General features: G+C 63.6%; 16 protein-coding genes. 10 read left to right on the top strand and 6 right to left on the bottom strand.

What is annotated here, in order from left to right; genetic code table 11:
• The 4 genes from BN1143_RS09120 to BN1143_RS09105 form a co-directional block, all read left to right on the top strand.
• On the top strand, positions 1–607 hold a 607-nt coding region (locus BN1143_RS09120; RefSeq protein WP_042050337.1), incomplete at its 5' end, for a glutamine amidotransferase-related protein.
• Positions 604–1719, top strand: a complete 1116-nt coding sequence (gene ald, locus BN1143_RS09115; protein ID WP_042050336.1) for an alanine dehydrogenase — start codon at positions 604–606, stop codon at positions 1717–1719. The genes BN1143_RS09120 and ald, both read left to right, overlap by 4 nt.
• A gap of 119 nt (positions 1720–1838) precedes the next feature.
• Positions 1839–2678 (top strand): PfkB family carbohydrate kinase, encoded by an 840-nt coding sequence (locus BN1143_RS09110; RefSeq protein WP_005307736.1) that lies wholly within the window; start codon positions 1839–1841, stop codon positions 2676–2678.
• A 298-nt stretch (positions 2679–2976) separates the two neighbouring features.
• The gene (locus BN1143_RS09105) at positions 2977–3429 is read left to right on the top strand and encodes an Rrf2 family transcriptional regulator (protein WP_005307739.1); all 453 of its coding nucleotides are present in this window, start codon (positions 2977–2979) and stop codon (positions 3427–3429) included.
• 60 nt (positions 3430–3489) lie between these two features.
• Here the strand turns inward: BN1143_RS09105 and BN1143_RS09100 are convergent, their stop codons facing one another.
• Positions 3490–4002 carry a ferredoxin-type protein NapF gene (locus BN1143_RS09100; RefSeq protein ID WP_005307741.1) on the bottom strand — a complete coding sequence of 171 codons (513 nt, stop codon included), beginning with the start codon at positions 4000–4002 and terminating at the stop codon, positions 3490–3492.
• Between the two features lie 138 nt (positions 4003–4140).
• On the opposite strand from BN1143_RS09100, the gene BN1143_RS09095 reads away from it, so the two are divergent.
• Positions 4141–4356 carry a hypothetical protein gene (locus BN1143_RS09095; protein ID WP_005307744.1) on the top strand — a complete coding sequence of 72 codons (216 nt, stop codon included), beginning with the start codon at positions 4141–4143 and terminating at the stop codon, positions 4354–4356.
• A complete protein-coding gene (rmuC, locus tag BN1143_RS09090; RefSeq protein ID WP_052444032.1) occupies positions 4353–5693 on the top strand; it encodes a DNA recombination protein RmuC in 1341 nt (446 codons plus the stop codon). The genes BN1143_RS09095 and rmuC overlap by 4 nt, the downstream gene beginning before the upstream one ends.
• Positions 5694–5907: 214 nt before the next feature.
• Here the strand turns inward: rmuC and BN1143_RS09085 are convergent, their stop codons facing one another.
• The 5 genes from BN1143_RS09085 to def form a co-directional block, all read right to left on the bottom strand.
• The gene (locus tag BN1143_RS09085; RefSeq protein ID WP_042050335.1) at positions 5908–7350 is read right to left on the bottom strand and encodes a TrkH family potassium uptake protein; all 1443 of its coding nucleotides are present in this window, start codon (positions 7348–7350) and stop codon (positions 5908–5910) included.
• A 96-nt stretch (positions 7351–7446) separates the two neighbouring features.
• Entirely contained in the window at positions 7447–8823 is a 1377-nt protein-coding gene (gene trkA / locus BN1143_RS09080; RefSeq protein ID WP_005307752.1) for a Trk system potassium transporter TrkA, read from the bottom strand.
• A 147-nt stretch (positions 8824–8970) separates the two neighbouring features.
• On the bottom strand, positions 8971–10263 hold the full coding sequence (gene rsmB, locus BN1143_RS09075) for a 16S rRNA (cytosine(967)-C(5))-methyltransferase RsmB (RefSeq protein ID WP_042050334.1): 1293 nt from the start codon (positions 10261–10263) through the stop codon (positions 8971–8973).
• Between the two features lie 56 nt (positions 10264–10319).
• Positions 10320–11264: a methionyl-tRNA formyltransferase gene (gene fmt / locus BN1143_RS09070; RefSeq protein WP_017788635.1), complete on the bottom strand. Its 945-nt coding sequence runs from the start codon at positions 11262–11264 to the stop codon at positions 10320–10322.
• A 12-nt stretch (positions 11265–11276) separates the two neighbouring features.
• Positions 11277–11789, bottom strand: coding sequence for a peptide deformylase (gene def, locus BN1143_RS09065; protein WP_011704266.1), 513 nt, complete (start codon positions 11787–11789; stop codon positions 11277–11279).
• Between the two features lie 108 nt (positions 11790–11897).
• On the opposite strand from def, the gene BN1143_RS09060 reads away from it, so the two are divergent.
• From BN1143_RS09060 to BN1143_RS09045, 4 genes are read left to right on the top strand one after another with little or no spacing between them, the layout of a single operon-like run.
• The gene (locus BN1143_RS09060) at positions 11898–12986 is read left to right on the top strand and encodes a LysM peptidoglycan-binding domain-containing protein (RefSeq protein ID WP_017778614.1); all 1089 of its coding nucleotides are present in this window, start codon (positions 11898–11900) and stop codon (positions 12984–12986) included.
• A 1-nt stretch (position 12987) separates the two neighbouring features.
• Complete coding sequence (gene dprA, locus BN1143_RS09055; RefSeq protein WP_010635448.1) at positions 12988–14103, top strand: DNA-processing protein DprA; 1116 nt, start codon at positions 12988–12990, stop codon at positions 14101–14103.
• Positions 14096–14569 (top strand): DUF494 family protein, encoded by a 474-nt coding sequence (locus tag BN1143_RS09050; RefSeq protein ID WP_042050333.1) that lies wholly within the window; start codon positions 14096–14098, stop codon positions 14567–14569. The genes dprA and BN1143_RS09050 overlap by 8 nt, the downstream gene beginning before the upstream one ends.
• 55 nt (positions 14570–14624) lie before the next feature.
• Positions 14625–15182 (top strand): DNA topoisomerase family protein, encoded by a 558-nt coding sequence (locus BN1143_RS09045; protein WP_005307777.1) that lies wholly within the window; start codon positions 14625–14627, stop codon positions 15180–15182.
• The last annotated feature ends 68 nt before the right edge of the window (positions 15183–15250 follow it).

Raw genomic sequence — 15250 nt, 5'->3', positions numbered from 1 at the left:
GCCGGCCGCACTGCACGAGTGCGATGCCTGGCTCATCACCGGCTCGCGCCACGATGCCTACAGCGACATCCCCTGGATCCAGGCGCTGCGCGACTGGATCCGGCGCGCCCACGATGCCGACGTCAAGCTGGCGGGTGTCTGCTTCGGTCACCAGGTGATCGCCCAGGCGCTGGGGGGCGAGGTGGTGAAGTCCACCAAGGGGTGGGGGCTGGGGGTGTCGGTCCATCCCATGCTGGCCAGGCAACCCTGGATGGAACCCGGGCTCGAGACCATCCGGATCCTGGCCAGTCACCAGGATCAGGTGGAGCAGTTGCCACCGGGGGCCACCCGGCTGGCGGGCAATGATTTTTGTCCCAATTTCATGTTTTTGCAGGGTGACCACATAGTGGCCATCCAGGGACATCCGGAATTCTCGGTGGCGTACAACCGGGTGCTGATCGAGCGGCGGCGGGACTTCCTGTCCGATGACCGCTATCAGCGCAGCCTCTCCTCGCTGGAGGGAGAGGTGGATTCGGCCACCATGATGCAGTGGTTGTTGCAATTTTTGGGCATCCTGCCCGGCGCCGACACGGCCGCCGGCGGGATCACAGCAGGAGAGCGAGCATGATTATTGGCGTACCCAAGGAAATCAAAAACCATGAATACCGGGTCGGCATGACTCCCGCCGGAGTGCAGGAGCTGACGGCCCGGGGACACAAGGTGCTGGTGCAGCAGCAGGGAGGCGAGGCGATCGGGCTGTCCGACACCGAGTACCAGGCAGCCGGTGCCGAACTGGTGGCCAGCGCGGCGGAGATCTTCGCCCGGGCCGAGATGATAGTGAAGGTGAAGGAGCCCCAGCCGGAGGAGTGCGAACTGCTCAGACCGGGTCAGCTGCTGTTCACCTATCTGCACCTGGCGCCGGATCCGGTGCAGACCCAGCTGCTGGTGCACTCGGGGGCGGTGGCCATCGCCTACGAGACGGTGACCGACGATCGTGGCGGCCTGCCGCTGCTGGCGCCCATGTCCGAGGTGGCGGGGCGGATGGCGATCCAGGCCGGCGCCCACAGCCTGGAGAAGGCGCAAGGGGGCAACGGCACCCTGCTGGGCGGGGTGCCGGCGGTGGCACCCGCCAAGGTGGTGGTGCTGGGGGGCGGCGTGGTCGGCGTCAACTCGGCGCGCATGGCGCTGGGACTGGGGGCCGATGTCACCATCCTGGATCGCTCCCTGCCGCGACTGCGGGAGCTGGACAGCCTCTACGGCCCGGCCCTCAAGACCCTCTACTCCACCCGCACCAACATAGAGGCTTGCATCGCCCAGGCTGACCTGGTGATCGGTGCCGTGCTGATCCCGGGGGCGGCGGCGCCCAAGCTGCTGACCCGCGACATGCTCAAGCTGATGCGCAAGGGCTCGGTGCTGGTGGACGTGGCCATCGATCAGGGCGGCTGTTTCGAGACCTCCCACCCGACCACTCACGAGGAGCCCACCTACGTGGTGGACGGCATCATCCACTACTGCGTGGCCAACATGCCGGGCGGGGTGGCGCGCACCTCCACCTTTGCGCTGACCAACGCCACCCTGCCGTTCGTGCTGGCGCTGGCCGACAAGGGCTATGCCCGGGCGCTGCAGGAGGATCGCCACCTGCGGGCCGGTCTGAACGTGTTCAAGGGCAAGATCACCCAGGCGGCGGTGGCGCAGGCGCTCGGCTACGAGTACGTCAGCGCCGAGGCGGTTCTGGACTGACGCAGCCGTCGCGGGCCCGCCCGGCAAACGTCGAGCGGGCTCACAAACCCCGCGATTTCAGGGAGGGCCGCTGTGGCCCTTTCTCATATACTGGGCTCCCCTGTCAGTGAGGTCTCTTCATGTCCCGCATTCTGCTGCTCGCCAATCTCAACTGTGATCACGTGCTCTCCCTCTCCGAACCCCTGGTGGCCGGTGCCCGCCTGCAGTACGTGGATCAGGGCCGCCGGCTCGGCGGTGGCGCCGCCAACACCGGCATCGGGCTGGTGTGGGCCGGCCACGAGGTGACCATAGCGTCGCGCATCGGGCTGGACGAAACCGGCGACTGGCTGCTGGAGCAGGCGGCGGGCTACGGCCTGGACTGCAGCCATGTGGAGCGCTTCGGCGGCGAGACCGGCGAGCTGCTGATCCTGGTGGACTCCACCGGCGAGCGCACCATCCTCAGGCGGCCACGGCGTCCGGATCTGCCGGGGGATCTGCCGAGCGAGGGGGTGGACTGCCTCTACGTGAACTATCCCGGCACCGCCATCATCGGCTACATGCGCCAGATGCTCGGCAAGAGCTTCGTGGTGGCCCAGTACCCCAAGGGCGGCCAGGCGCGTCGCCCCTGCCACGTGCTGGTGGCCTCCCGCTCCGATCTCGGCGAGGTGGACGACCTCTGGCAGCATGCCCGCCAGATCGCCGGCGAGCAGCTGGCCTGGCTGGTACTGACCGAAGGCAAGGCGGGGGCGGTGGCCATTCACGGCGAGGAGCAGATCCGGGTGGCGGCGCGGCCGGTGTCGGTGGTCGATACCACGGGGGCGGGGGATGCCTTCGCCGGCGGCCTGATCCACGGGCTGGCGCGGGGCATGGCGATCCGGGAGGCGCTGCAGTGCGCGGTGGACTGGGGCGCTTTTGCGGTCGCCTCCGAGAGTTCCATCCCCTCCAGCGCTCTGAAGAACTGGCTCAAGCAGCCCCATTGAATCGGCAAAAACGGTTGCGAATGACACATGGCAGCATCGACGGGGGCGAGGGAGGAAACCGGCGAATTTCACCGTCAAAACCCGCCAAAACCTTGGGCTAACCCTGCAAGTTTGCGATCAATCAAAGAAAGTGTCGATTTATGTGCATCTTCATCGACACCCGCCTGAGCTGCTCTTAACCTTGACCTCCACGACTCAGATTAAGAGGCGGACGCTGCGCGGGCGCAGGGTCTCCCCTACCTCTTAGCTTTAGGTCGTCGTCCTGATTTCTGACTTGTAGTAAGAGGCAAGTGCGACCATGCAACTGACACGATTTACCGACTATGCCCTGCGTACCCTCACCTTTCTGGCCGTCCAGCCGGGAGATCGCCTGTCGACCATCACAGAGGTGGCCGATACCTTTGGCATCTCCCGCAACCACGTGGTCAAGATTGTCCACCAGCTCGGCATCAAGGGGTACATAGAGACGGTGCGTGGCAAGCATGGCGGCATCCGGCTCGGTCGCTCCGCCGTTTCCATCAACCTGCGCGACGTGGTGATGGACATGGAGCACGTGCTCTGCCCGGTGGACTGCAAGCGCGAAAACTGCCGCCTCTCCGGTGGCTGCCGCATCCAGGGCATTTTGCGTCGCGCCATGAACGCCTTCCTCGAGGTGCTGGGCGAATACACCCTGGCCGATGCGGTGCGCGACCCGACCCGGCTCTGCCACCTGCTCGGCATCGAACAGGATTCCATCCTGGCCATGGCATAAGCCAGGCAAGCACGACAAAGGGGCCGGCGGGCCCCTTTGTCGTTTGCGCCGGACGCGGGATCAGGGTTGGGGGATCAGGGTAATGGCGCCGTGCAGGCAGGCGAGGCCGCAGGCGCCGCAACCGTCGCAGGCCGCCATGTTGATGCTGACGCCGTCGGCGCAGGCCTTGATCGCCTGCTGGGGGCAGGCATCTTCACAGAGCAGGCAGTAGAAGCCCTGGCGGGCCTGACAGCTTGCCTCGATCCGCACCCGGGTCTGCACTTGACGGCCAAGTTGTAGGTCGAGGGCGCCGGTCGGACAGGCTCTGGCGCAGCTGCCGCAGTAGCTGCACTGGCCGCAGGCGAGATCGAGCAGCGGCGTGCCGGCGATGGGGGTGCCGTCGTATTCGGGCTGGGTGGCCGGCTTGAGCAGGCCGTTGGGACAGGCCTTGAAGCATTCGCCGCAGCGGGAGCAGAGGGAGAGGAACTGGGACTCTTCGATGGCCCAGGGGGGACGGGCTTCATGGCAAACCACCTCGGGTTTGCGGGAGCCTCCCAATGCCTGCGTCAGCCAGCGACAGAAAAAATGCGTCATGCCCACCCCTGATACCTATTAGGGGTTAATTTTATCCAAGTTTCCCTTCGCAAGCCAGAGAATAGCGCCGGCCAGGATCGCAAGCCGGGTTGCCCTTGTGTAAGCTAGGCGGGTCTTTTTGCAGGATTGAATGAACTCATGTGGTTATTTCTGTGGCGTGCTTCTCTGCTCTATGTCTTCCCCTTGCTGATGTGGGGTTACTGCCGCATCAAGGGGATCGAATTCGTCGAGCTCGACACCGGGGTTAACAGCCACAAGTGGGTGGTGCTGGCCGCCTATCTGCTCTACGTGCTGATCTGGCTGCTGCTCAACCGCTATCTCGAGCTGTTCCTGCGCCAACGGGGTCGCAAATGATCGAGCCCGGGCTCTGGGCCCTGCTGCTGCCGGGGGCGCTGCTGGCCATCGGCATTGGCTGGGGGATCGGACGGCGCAGCGGCACGGTACAAGCCCGGGAATTGCTGCTGAGCCAGGAGCGCCTGCAGGCGCTGCAGGAACGTTATGACGAGCTGCAGGATGAGCGGCTGCTGGGCCAGCAGAAGCTGGATCAGCAGCAGACCCTGCTGATCAAGCTCACCGCCCGTCTCAAGGATGCCGAGGCCACCCTGCGCAGCGAGCGGCTGGCCGCCGCCGAGAAGCTGCAGCTGCAACAGGAGGCGGAGGCACGCCTCAGCCAGCAGTTCGAGAACCTCGCCAACCGGATCTTCGAGCAGAACTCGGGCAACTTCCGCGAACTGAACCAGAACAGCCTGGATCTGCTGCTTACTCCGCTGAAAGAGCAGCTGGAAGGCTTTCGTCGCCAGGTGGGGGAGACCCACGCCCAGGAGACGGCCCAGCGCCACAGCCTCAAGTTCGAATTGGAGCGCCTCGCCGAGCTCAACGCCCGCATGACCGAGGAGGCGGCGGCGCTGACCCGCGCCCTCAAGGGCGACAGCAAGCAGCAGGGCAACTGGGGCGAGGTGGTGCTGGCGCGCATCCTCAGCGAATGCGGCTTGCGCGAGGGTCACGAATACCACACCCAGGTCAACATCGAGGTGGACAAGGGCAAGCGCTATCAGCCCGACGTCATCGTCCACCTGCCGCAGGACAAAGACATCATCATCGATGCCAAGGTGTCGCTGACCGCCTACGAGCGCTGGTACAACGCCGCTGACGAGCTGGAGAAGGCGGTGGCGCTGAAAGAGCACGTCGCCTCGGTGCGCAACCACATCCGCGAGCTGGGCCGCAAGGATTACCAGCAACTGCCCGGGGTGCGCACCCTCGATTACGTGCTGATGTTCGTGGCGGTGGAGCCTGCCTTCCTCACCGCGGTGGAGGCCGACCCCTCGCTGGTGCGTTACGGTCTCGACAACAACATACTGCTGGTGAGCCCCACCAACCTGATGGTGGCGCTACGCACCATAGAGAATCTGTGGCGCTACGAGCGGCAGAACCAGAATGCCCGCCAGATCGCCGAGCGGGCCGGCCGCCTCTACGAGAAGCTGCGGCTGTTCGTGGAGGAGATGCAGCAACTGGGGGGCAGCCTGCACAAGGCGCAGGAGAGCTACGACAAGGCGATGGGACGGCTGGTGAACGGGCGCGGCAACCTGATCGCCCAGGTGGAGCGCTTTCGCGAGCTGGGGGTGGAGGTGACCAAGACCCTGCCCGAGCCGCTGGTCAACCGGGCGCTGGAGCGGGAAGACCCGGCCGAGTGAGGCGGGGCTTCACGCAATAAGAAGGGCAGCCAGTGGCTGCCCTTCTGCATTTGCGTGTCCGAATACACATCGTTACCAACCCCGTTGCCGCGTCCGAATACGCTTCGCTATTCGAACCTACGGATCCACAGGCTTGTCGATTGCAGCCAAGGCCGTAGGTTTGATTAGCCGCGCAGCGGCGTAATCAGACGTTCGCGGTCATGCCATCTTCTGGTTACTGCTTCCAGAAGGAGGGGAAGAAGATCACCGCCACGGTCAGGATCTCGAGGCGCCCCAGCAGCATGCCGAACGACAGGATCCACTTGGCCGAGTCCGGCAGGGAGGCGAAGTTGGCGCTGGGGCCGATGACCGGGCCCATGCCCGGGCCTACGTTGGCCACAGCGGTGATGGAGCCCGAGATGGCGGTCAGGGGATCCAGCCCGATGGCGCCGAGCAGGGCGGCGATCAGCAAGATGATGGCGAAGTAGGCCAGCACGAACGAGATCATCGAGCGGATGATGGCGTCGTTGACCGGCCGGCCGTTGTACTTCTGCGGGAAGACCCCGGAGGGGTGCATCAGCTGGCGCATCTGCTTCTTGAACAGGGCGAAGGCCACCTGCACCCGGAAGATCTTGAGACCGCCGGCGGTGGAGCCGGAGCAGGCGCCAAGCGCCAGCAGCACGATGAAGATGATGCTGGTGAGCGGGCCCCAGGTGCCATAGTCGCCGAGACCATAGCCAGTGGTGGTGAGCACGGAGACGATGTTGAAGCTGCTGATGCGCAGGGCATCCGTGAAGTCGTAGGTGCCCCGCAACCAGAGATAGACGGTGACCACCAGGGTGACCCAGACCACCAGCCAGAAGAAGCCCCGCACCTGGGCATCCTTGAGCAGGCTGTGATCGCGCCGGCTCAGACTCTGGACGTAGAGCAGGAAGGGCAGGCCGCCGAGAAACATGAAGAGGGTGCCGATCCAGTGCGCCGAGTTGGAGAAGTGGGACATGGATTGATCGGAGGTGGAGTAGCCGCCGGTACTCAGGGTGGTCATGGCGTGATTGACCGCCTCGAACAGGGTCATGCCACTCACCCAGTAGGCCAGGAAGCAGAGCATGGAGAGCACCAGGTAGACCAGCACTATGTTGTTGGCCACCGTCTTGGCGCGCGGGGCACTTTTATCCGACCAGTCCGAGCTCTCGGTCTGGAACAGCTTCATGCCCCCCACGTTGAGGTAGGGCAGTACCGCCACCGCCATCACGATGAAACCCACCCCGCCCAGCCACTGCAGGATGGAGCGCCACAACAGGATGCTGTGGGCCATGTTGTCGAGCCCGGACAGCACGGTGGAGCCTGTGGTGGTCACCCCCGACATGGTTTCGAAGTAGGCGTCGGTGAAGTTGATGTGGGTGATGAAGAAGAAGGGCAGGGCGCCAAAGATGCAGGCCACCACCCAGACCGAGGTGGTGAGCAGGAACATCTCCCGCACGCCGAGGTGAAACTCCGCCTTGCGGCCGTAATGAAGGCAAAGCAGGGCAGCGCCGTGGGTGATCAGCACCGACTTGAGAAACTCGACGAACCCCTCTGAGCCGGTCAGCAGAGCCAGCAGGGTGGGCAGCCACATGAACAGGGCCAGTTTGGAGAGCACCAGCCCGAGGGTGAAGATGATGGGACGCAGCTTGATCATGCAAGATAACCTGGTCGTTGATTGACAAAAGACCCGGACAACCCCCTGGAGAGGCGGTGCCGGGTCTGCTTTGCGCTGCCTGGGTACATGGGCAGGTTACAGGAAGAAGGGACTTGGCTGGAACAAGCGTTCCACTTCCGGAATGTACTTCTTGTCCACCAGGAACATCACCACATGGTCGTCCTGCTGGATCTGGGTGCGGTCGTGGGCGATCAGTACTTCATCCCCCCGAACCACGGCGCCTATGGTGGTGCCGGGCGGCAGCTTGAGCTCGCCCACCGTCTTGCCGACCACCTTGGAGGTGTTCTCGTCACCGTGGGCGATGGCCTCGATGGCCTCGGCGGCACCGCGACGCAGGCTGTAGACGTTGGCGATGTCGGCTCGGCGCACATGGGTCAGCAGGGCCGAGATGGTGGCCTGCTGGGGCGAGATGGCGATGTCGATGGAGCCGCCCTGCACCAGATCCACGTAGGCACTGCGCTGGATCAGCACCATGGTCTTCTTGGCGCCCATCTTCTTGGCGAGCAGGGCCGACATGATGTTGGCCTCGTCCTCGTTGGTCACCGCGATGAAGACGTCGATCTGGTCGATGTGCTCCTCCGCCAGCAACTCCTGATCCGCCGCATCGCCACAGAAGACGATGGTGTGCTCCAGCACCTCGGAGAGCTGCTCCGCCCGCTTCTGGCTGCGCTCGATGAGCTTCACGCTGTAGCGCTTCTCCAGCTGGCGGGCGAGGCCGGCGCCTATGTTGCCGCCGCCGACGATCATGATGCGCCGGTAGGGGCTCTCGAGGCGCTGCAGCTCCGACATCACGGCGCGGATATGGCCCGCTGCCGCCACGAAGAACACCTCGTCATCCGCTTCTATGATGGTGGTCCCCTGCGGACGGATGGAGCGGCCCTGACGGAAGATGGCCGCCACCCGGGTCTCGATGTTGGGCATGTGATCGCGCAGGGTGGAGAGGGCATTGCCCACCAGCGGGCCGCCGTAGTAGGCCTTGACCGCCACCAGTCCCACCTTGCCGCCGGCGAAGTCCACCACCTGCAAGGCGCCCGGGTATTCGATCAGGCGGCGCACGTAGTCGGTCACCAGCTGCTCGGGGGCGATCAGGTGATCCACCGGCACGGATTCGGGCAGGAACAGCCGATCCCGCTCCACCAGATAGGCCGGGGAGCGAATGCGCGCCACCTTGTTGGGGGTGTTGAACAGGGAGTAGGCCACCTGGCAGGCGATCATGTTGGTCTCGTCGCTGTTGGTGACCGCGACCAGCATGTCGGCATCCTGGGCGCCTGCTTCGCGCAGCACCTTGGGATGGGCGCCGTGACCGTTCACTACCCGCAGGTCAAACTTGTCCTGCAGCTCGCGCAGCCGATCGCTGTCGGTGTCGACTATGGTGATGTCGTTGTTCTCGCCGGCCAGGTTCTCGGCCAGGGTGCCGCCGACCTGACCGGCGCCCAGAATGATGATCTTCATAGAACAGCCTCATGGACGTCACCCTTGCCAGCTCTGCCTGTGTGCGTGGGGACAGTCATCAACATCATGAATCTCATAGGGAAAACGTGCTCGATATTGGGCAGTAACGGGTGCCGACCGGCGGCACCCCCGTACTTGCGGCCCTGCTTAGCGCTTGCTCAGCCTGGCGTAGTAGAAGCCGTCCATCTCGGCCTCGCCCGGCAGGAACTGGCGACCCGGGCACTCCGGTGTGTCCTCAGCGTGCAGGGGCACCAGGGTGGCATCCGGCGTGGCCGCGAGGAAGGCGCGGATCTGATCGCGGTTCTCTTCCGGCAGCACGGAGCAGGTGGCGTAGAGCAGAGTACCGCCGCTTTTCAGTTTCGACCAGAGGGCGCCGAGGATGCGGCGCTGCAACTCTGCCAGCTCGCGAATGTCCTGATCCCGGCGCAGCCACTTGATGTCGGGGTGGCGGCGGATGACGCCGGTGGCGGAGCAGGGGGCATCCAGCAAAATACGGTCGAACTGCCCCTCTGGCCACCACTGATCCGGGGTGCTGGCATCGCCGTGGATCACCTTGGCGCAGAGGCCGATGCGATCCAGGTTCTCCTGCACCCGCTTGAGGCGGTTCTCGTCGGCATCGACGGCGACCACGCCGGCCAGCGCGGGCTGGCGCTCCAGCAGGTGAGCTGTCTTGCCACCGGGGGCGGCGCAGGCATCCAGCACCCACTCGCCCGGCTGCGGGTCGAGCAGGGCGGCCGCCTGTTGTGCTGCGCCATCCTGTACCGAGCAGTCGCCGACCTCGAAGCCGGGCAGCTTGGTCACGTCGCAGGGACGTTCCAGCAGGATGCAATCCTCGCCCTCTTCACCGGCCACCGCATTGATGCCGGCGTCGGCCATGCGGGCCAGCATCTGCTCGCGGCTCTGGCGCTGGCTGTTGTTGCGGATCCACATGGGCGGGCGCTGGTTGTTGGCCTCCATGATGAACTCCCACTCATCCGGATAGGCCTGACGCAGACGCTTGGTGAGCCACTCGGGGTGGCCGAGGCGCACGCTCGGTACGCGGTCGATACGCAGCAGAATGACTTCGGCGCTGCGCTGGAAGTTGCGCAGCACGCCGTTGATGAGGCCGCGCAGAGAGGTACCTTTGAGCAGCTTGACGGCGTTGACGGTCTCGGCCACCGCGGCGTGAGCCGGAATGCGGGTGTAGATGAGCTGATAGAGACCGACCAGGATGAGGTAGTGGAAGATGCGGCTCTTGTTCTTGAGCGGCTTGTCCATCATCTCGCCGACCGCCGCATCGAGGCGGGGCAGCCAGCGCAGGGTACCGTAGCAGAGTTCTTGCAGGAGGGCGCGATCGCGGGGCGCAACCTTCTCCTGGGCAGCAGGCAGAACGGCTGAGAGGGACTGGCCCTGATCCAGCACCTGTTGAATGACGAGAGCAGCCTGTGCGCGTGTTTTCATAGTGTTACCTTAGATGCGCAAGTCGGGGCCTGGGCCCCGCCTTGTGTCAATTCAGTTCAATTCAATTGCGTGCCGGGTTCAAACCAGTCGCGGCGAGAGTTGAGCAGATCCGTCACGGACATCGCCTTCTTGCCGGGCGGCTGCAGGGTCAGCAGGCGCAGTACCCCCTTGCCGGTGGCGACATCGATCCCCTGCTTGTCGGCCTTGAGCAGGGTGCCGGCGCGCTGGCCGTGATCCTGTGTGATGACCTCGGCCTGCCATACCTTGACGGTCTGGTCAGCCACCTCGAACCAGCTGATGGGCCAGGGGTTGAAGGCGCGGATGCAGCGCTCGATGGCGACGGCTTCCATCGACCAGTCGATACGGGCCTCTTCCTTGGAGAGCTTCTCGGCGTAGTTGGCCAGCGCATCGTCCTGCGCCTCGGCGGCGGTGTCGCCGGCGGCCATGGCGTTGATGGTGTCGACCAGCGCCTGCGGGCCCAGTTCGGCCAGCTTGTCATAGAGGCTGGCGGAGGTCTCGTCGGCGGCGATGGGGCAGCTCATCTTGCGGATCATGGCGCCGGTATCCAGCCCCACATCCATCTGCATGATGGTGACGCCGGTTTCGGCATCGCCCGCCCAAATGGAACGCTGGATCGGGGCGGCGCCGCGCCAGCGCGGCAGCAGGGAGCCGTGCACGTTGATACAGCCCAGACGTGGGGTATCGAGCACCACCTTGGGCAGGATCAGGCCGTAGGCCACCACCACCATCAGGTCGGCGCCAAGGGCAGCCAGTTCGGCCTGGGCCTCTTCCTTGCGCAGGGAAGCCGGTTGATAGACCGGCAGATCGTGGGCCAGCGCCAGTTCCTTGACCGGGCTGGCGGTGAGCTTCTGGCCGCGGCCGGCAGGCTTGTCCGGCTGGGTGTAAACGGCGACGACCTCGTGGTCGGAAGACAACAACGCCGCCAGGTGACGGGCGGCGAAGTCGGGAGTACCGGCAAAAATCAGTTTCAACTTATTCAATGGGGCAGATCCTCAGAGGACTTTGCGATCTTCACGGGCCATCTTTTCCAGCTTCTGGCGAATGCGTTGGCGCTTGAGCGGGGAGAGGTAATCCACAAACAGCTTGCCGACCAGATGGTCCATCTCATGCTGGATGCAGATGGCGAGCAGATCGTCTGCTTCCAGCTCGAATGCCTTGCCGTGGCGATCCAGTGCGCGCACCTTGACCCACTCGGCGCGGGGCACCAGGGCACGGCTGCCGGGCACGGAGAGACACCCTTCCTCGATGCCGGTGCTGCCGGCCTGCTCGATGATCTCGGGGTTGATCAATACCAGAGGATCTTCACGGTTTTCAGAGACATCGATCACTATGATGCGCTGATGAATGTCGACCTGAGTGGCGGCAAGGCCGATGCCTTCCTCCGCGTACATGGTTTCGAACATATCATCTACAATGTGTTGTAACTCGGGTGTAAAGGTCTCGACAGGGGCTGCGACGGTACGCAGACGCTCATCGGGGAAACGCAATACATCTAGAATGGCCATAGTTTTTTCTTTAGTTTCGTATAAATGCAGTCAATATTGGCGTAATTCTAGTCATTTACGCCGACAAAAAACAGCAACACTTTGCGCGCAGAAGTAACAGGGAGTGTTATGTATCTGAAGCAAACCATCCTCGCCTGCCTGTTGGCCACGTTGAGCCAGGGAGCTCAGGCCGACCAGCTCAAACTGAAGGCAGGCTATCCCGAGACCTATGTGGTGCAAAAAGGCGACACCCTCTGGGATATTTCCGGCCAGTATCTGGCAGAGCCCTGGCTCTGGCCAAGGCTCTGGAACATCAACCCGCAGATCGCCAATCCCCACTGGATCTACCCGGGCGACGTGCTGCACCTGAGCTGGGTCAACGGCGAGCCACGGCTCGGCAAGGCAACCCAGGGCGGCAAGCAGGTGATCCGCCTCTCTCCCAAGAGCCGCTACGAGAACAAGGCCAATCCTATTCCTACTCTGCCGCTCAGCGAGATCGGCCCCTTCCTGCAGACCGACCATATTCTGGCAAACAGCCAGCAGGCGAAGCAGTTGCCCTACGTGCTTGGCAATGATGAGGCCCATATCGGCATGCTGGAAGGCGATACCCTCTACGTGCAGGGTTCGCTGATCCCGGGCCAGGATTACGGCATCTACCACCCTGGCGCCATCTACAAGGATCGGAAAACCGGCGAGCAACTTGGGCAGGAGGCGGTCTTCGTCGGTACGGCCAGGGCGGAGGCCCTGCTGCCGGATGGCCGTACTCGGGTCACCCTCAGCCACAGCAAGCGGGAAGTGTATCAGGGAGACAAGCTGATGCCGTTCCCGCCGCAGGAGAGCCTCTCCGCCGTGTTTACACCCAAGGCGGCCCCCGTCATCTCACCCGGCTATATCGTCGATCTGCCGAGCAAGGCCCGGGGCGGCGGCAAGTTCGATGTCGTGCTCATCAACAAGGGTCTGCGGGATCAGGTGGCTCCCGGCGATGTGCTGGAGATCCTGCGACCCGGGACCCGGCTGGTGAGCAAGAATGGCAAGGTCGCCTATCGGGAGTACTCTTCCGTCTATGACAAGGCCTTCTATTCTGCCGGCAAACCACCGCTCCCCTCGGAGGCGGTGGCGCGGGTCATGCTGTTCAAGGTGTATGACAAGTTGAGCTACGGGCTGATCCTGCAAAGCCAGAACATGGTCGGCACCGGCTATCAGGTCAGCAACTTCTGACGTGACGCTTCCATCCGGGCGACTCGCGCTGTGGCTGACACTGGATGCCGTCACCGGTATCGGCCCGGTCACTGCCGCTCGTCTGCTCGCCCATTTCGGCGGCGACATCGCCGCCCTGTTCGACTCGGAAGATGGCACCTTGCGAGAACTGGGTCTGCAAAGTGCCCAGATCCGGCAGATGCGATGGCCTCTGCCGGTGGTCGAACAGGGGCTGAGCTGGGCAGCCGAGCCCGGCAATCATCTTCTCTGCCCCGACGATCCCGCCTATCCACCTCTGCTCAAGGAGATCCCAGCCGCCCCTCTGTTGCTCTACTGCCGCGGCAATCTGGCAGCACTGTCTGTTCCCCAGCTGGCGATGGTCGGCACGCGCCACCCGACCTATGCCGGCAAGGACAATGCTGCCCGCCTCTGCAGCGAGCTGGTCGCGTGCGGATTGGCCATTACCTCAGGTCTGGCGCTTGGCATCGATGGGATTTGTCATCAACAGGCGCTGACAAACGGGGGGATCACCCTGGCAGTGCTGGGTTCAGGGCTCGACAGCCTCTACCCCAAGCGTCATCAGGGGCTGGCAGAGCAGATCCTGGCGCAGGATGGTGTGCTCATCTCCGAGCTGGTGCCCGACAAGGGGCCGCTGGCGGAACACTTTCCACGGCGCAATCGCATCATCAGCGGCCTGTCGCTGGGAACCCTGGTGGTGGAGGCGGCCGAGCAGAGCGGTTCGCTCATCACTGCCCGTTACGCGCTCGAACAGGGGCGGGATGTCTTCGCCGTGCCGGGGGCACCGCAGAACGGGCAGGCGCTGGGCTGCAACAAATTAATCCAGCAGGGGGCCAAACTTGTGTTGAGCGCGGCCGATATAGTGGAAGAGCTGCCGGGATTCTGTGCCCTGAGCCATCAAGGGACGGATATGTCTGAGCAGCAGCATAATAGCGAATTGCCTTATGCCGATTTGTTGGATAACGTAGATTACGAGACCACGAGCGTGGATACCGTTGCCGAGCGGACCCAGCTTCCTGTCGAAGTGGTATTGGGCAGGTTGGTTGAGCTGGAGCTGGCCGGAGCAGTGATGGCGGTAGCCGGTGGATACGTCAGAGCGAGGAGGGCGAATCATGTTTGATGTATTGATGTACCTTTTCGAGACCTACATCCACAGTGATGCAGATGTGACGGTCGAACAGAACGAACTCACCGATGAACTGAGCCGCGCCGGTTTCGACAAGGAGGAGATCGAGAAGGCACTCGACTGGCTGGAAAGACTGGCCAATCTGCACGACAGCGAGCGGGAGGTCTATGTGGCCGCCAGCACGCAAGGCTCGATGCGCATCTATGCCCCGCAAGAACTGGTCCGTCTCAGCACCGAGTGTCGCGGCTTCCTGCTGTTTCTGGAGCAGGCCCAGGTGCTCAACGCCGAAACCCGCGAAATCTGCATCGAGCGTCTGCTCGAGCTGGACAAGCCGGATATCGAGCTGGATGACCTGAAGTGGGTGGTCATGATGGTGCTCTTCAACGTTCCCGGCAGTGAAAACGCCTACCAGCAGATGGAAGAGCTGGTGTTTGACGAGTCAGATGGCGTCATCCACTGACAGCCCGCAGCCGCGCTGGTAGAATCCGGATCATCTGGATTTCAAGGCGCGGCCCATGTCAAAGATCGATCACCACCTATTTTCTGCCCACGAGCATGCGCTTGAACGTGAGCCATGCCCGCAGTGTGGTGCCGAGCTGGTGATCCGCCAGGGCAAGCACGGCCCTTTTCTGGGCTGTTCCGCCTACCCTGCCTGCGACTTCATTCGCTCCCTGACCCCCTCCGGCCGTGACATCGAGAAAGTGCTCGAGGGCTCTGCCTGCCCGGACTGTGGCCAGCCGCTGGCGATCAAGAAGGGGCGCTATGGGTTGTTCGTGGGCTGTACCCAATATCCGGCCTGCCAGCACATCGAATCCCTGCAGGAGAGTGACGATACCCAGGTGCTCTGTCCCGAGTGCGGCAAGGGTCATCTGATCAGTCGCACCTCGCGTTATGGCAAGCAGTTCTACTCCTGCGACGGCTACCCCCACTGCAAATACGTCGTCAATGACAAGCCGGTTGCCATGCCTTGCCCGCAGTGCGGCTGGGGCATCATGGTGGAGAAAAAGGTGCGGGGGAGCGTGCGCTGGATCTGTCCGCAAAAGAAATGCGGCCACCAGAGCGAGCGGGTATAATCGCGCCGCCTTGAGCGAATTGAAACGTTTTCGGCAACCTTCCACCCCCCACTTGGAGTAAGGAAATT

The organism is Aeromonas dhakensis (assembly GCF_000820305.1).
In the GTDB taxonomy this organism is placed as follows: domain Bacteria; phylum Pseudomonadota; class Gammaproteobacteria; order Enterobacterales; family Aeromonadaceae; genus Aeromonas; species Aeromonas dhakensis.
The sequence above is the reverse complement of the archived record's forward strand: the minus strand, read 5'-3'. Positions and strand labels throughout refer to the sequence as shown.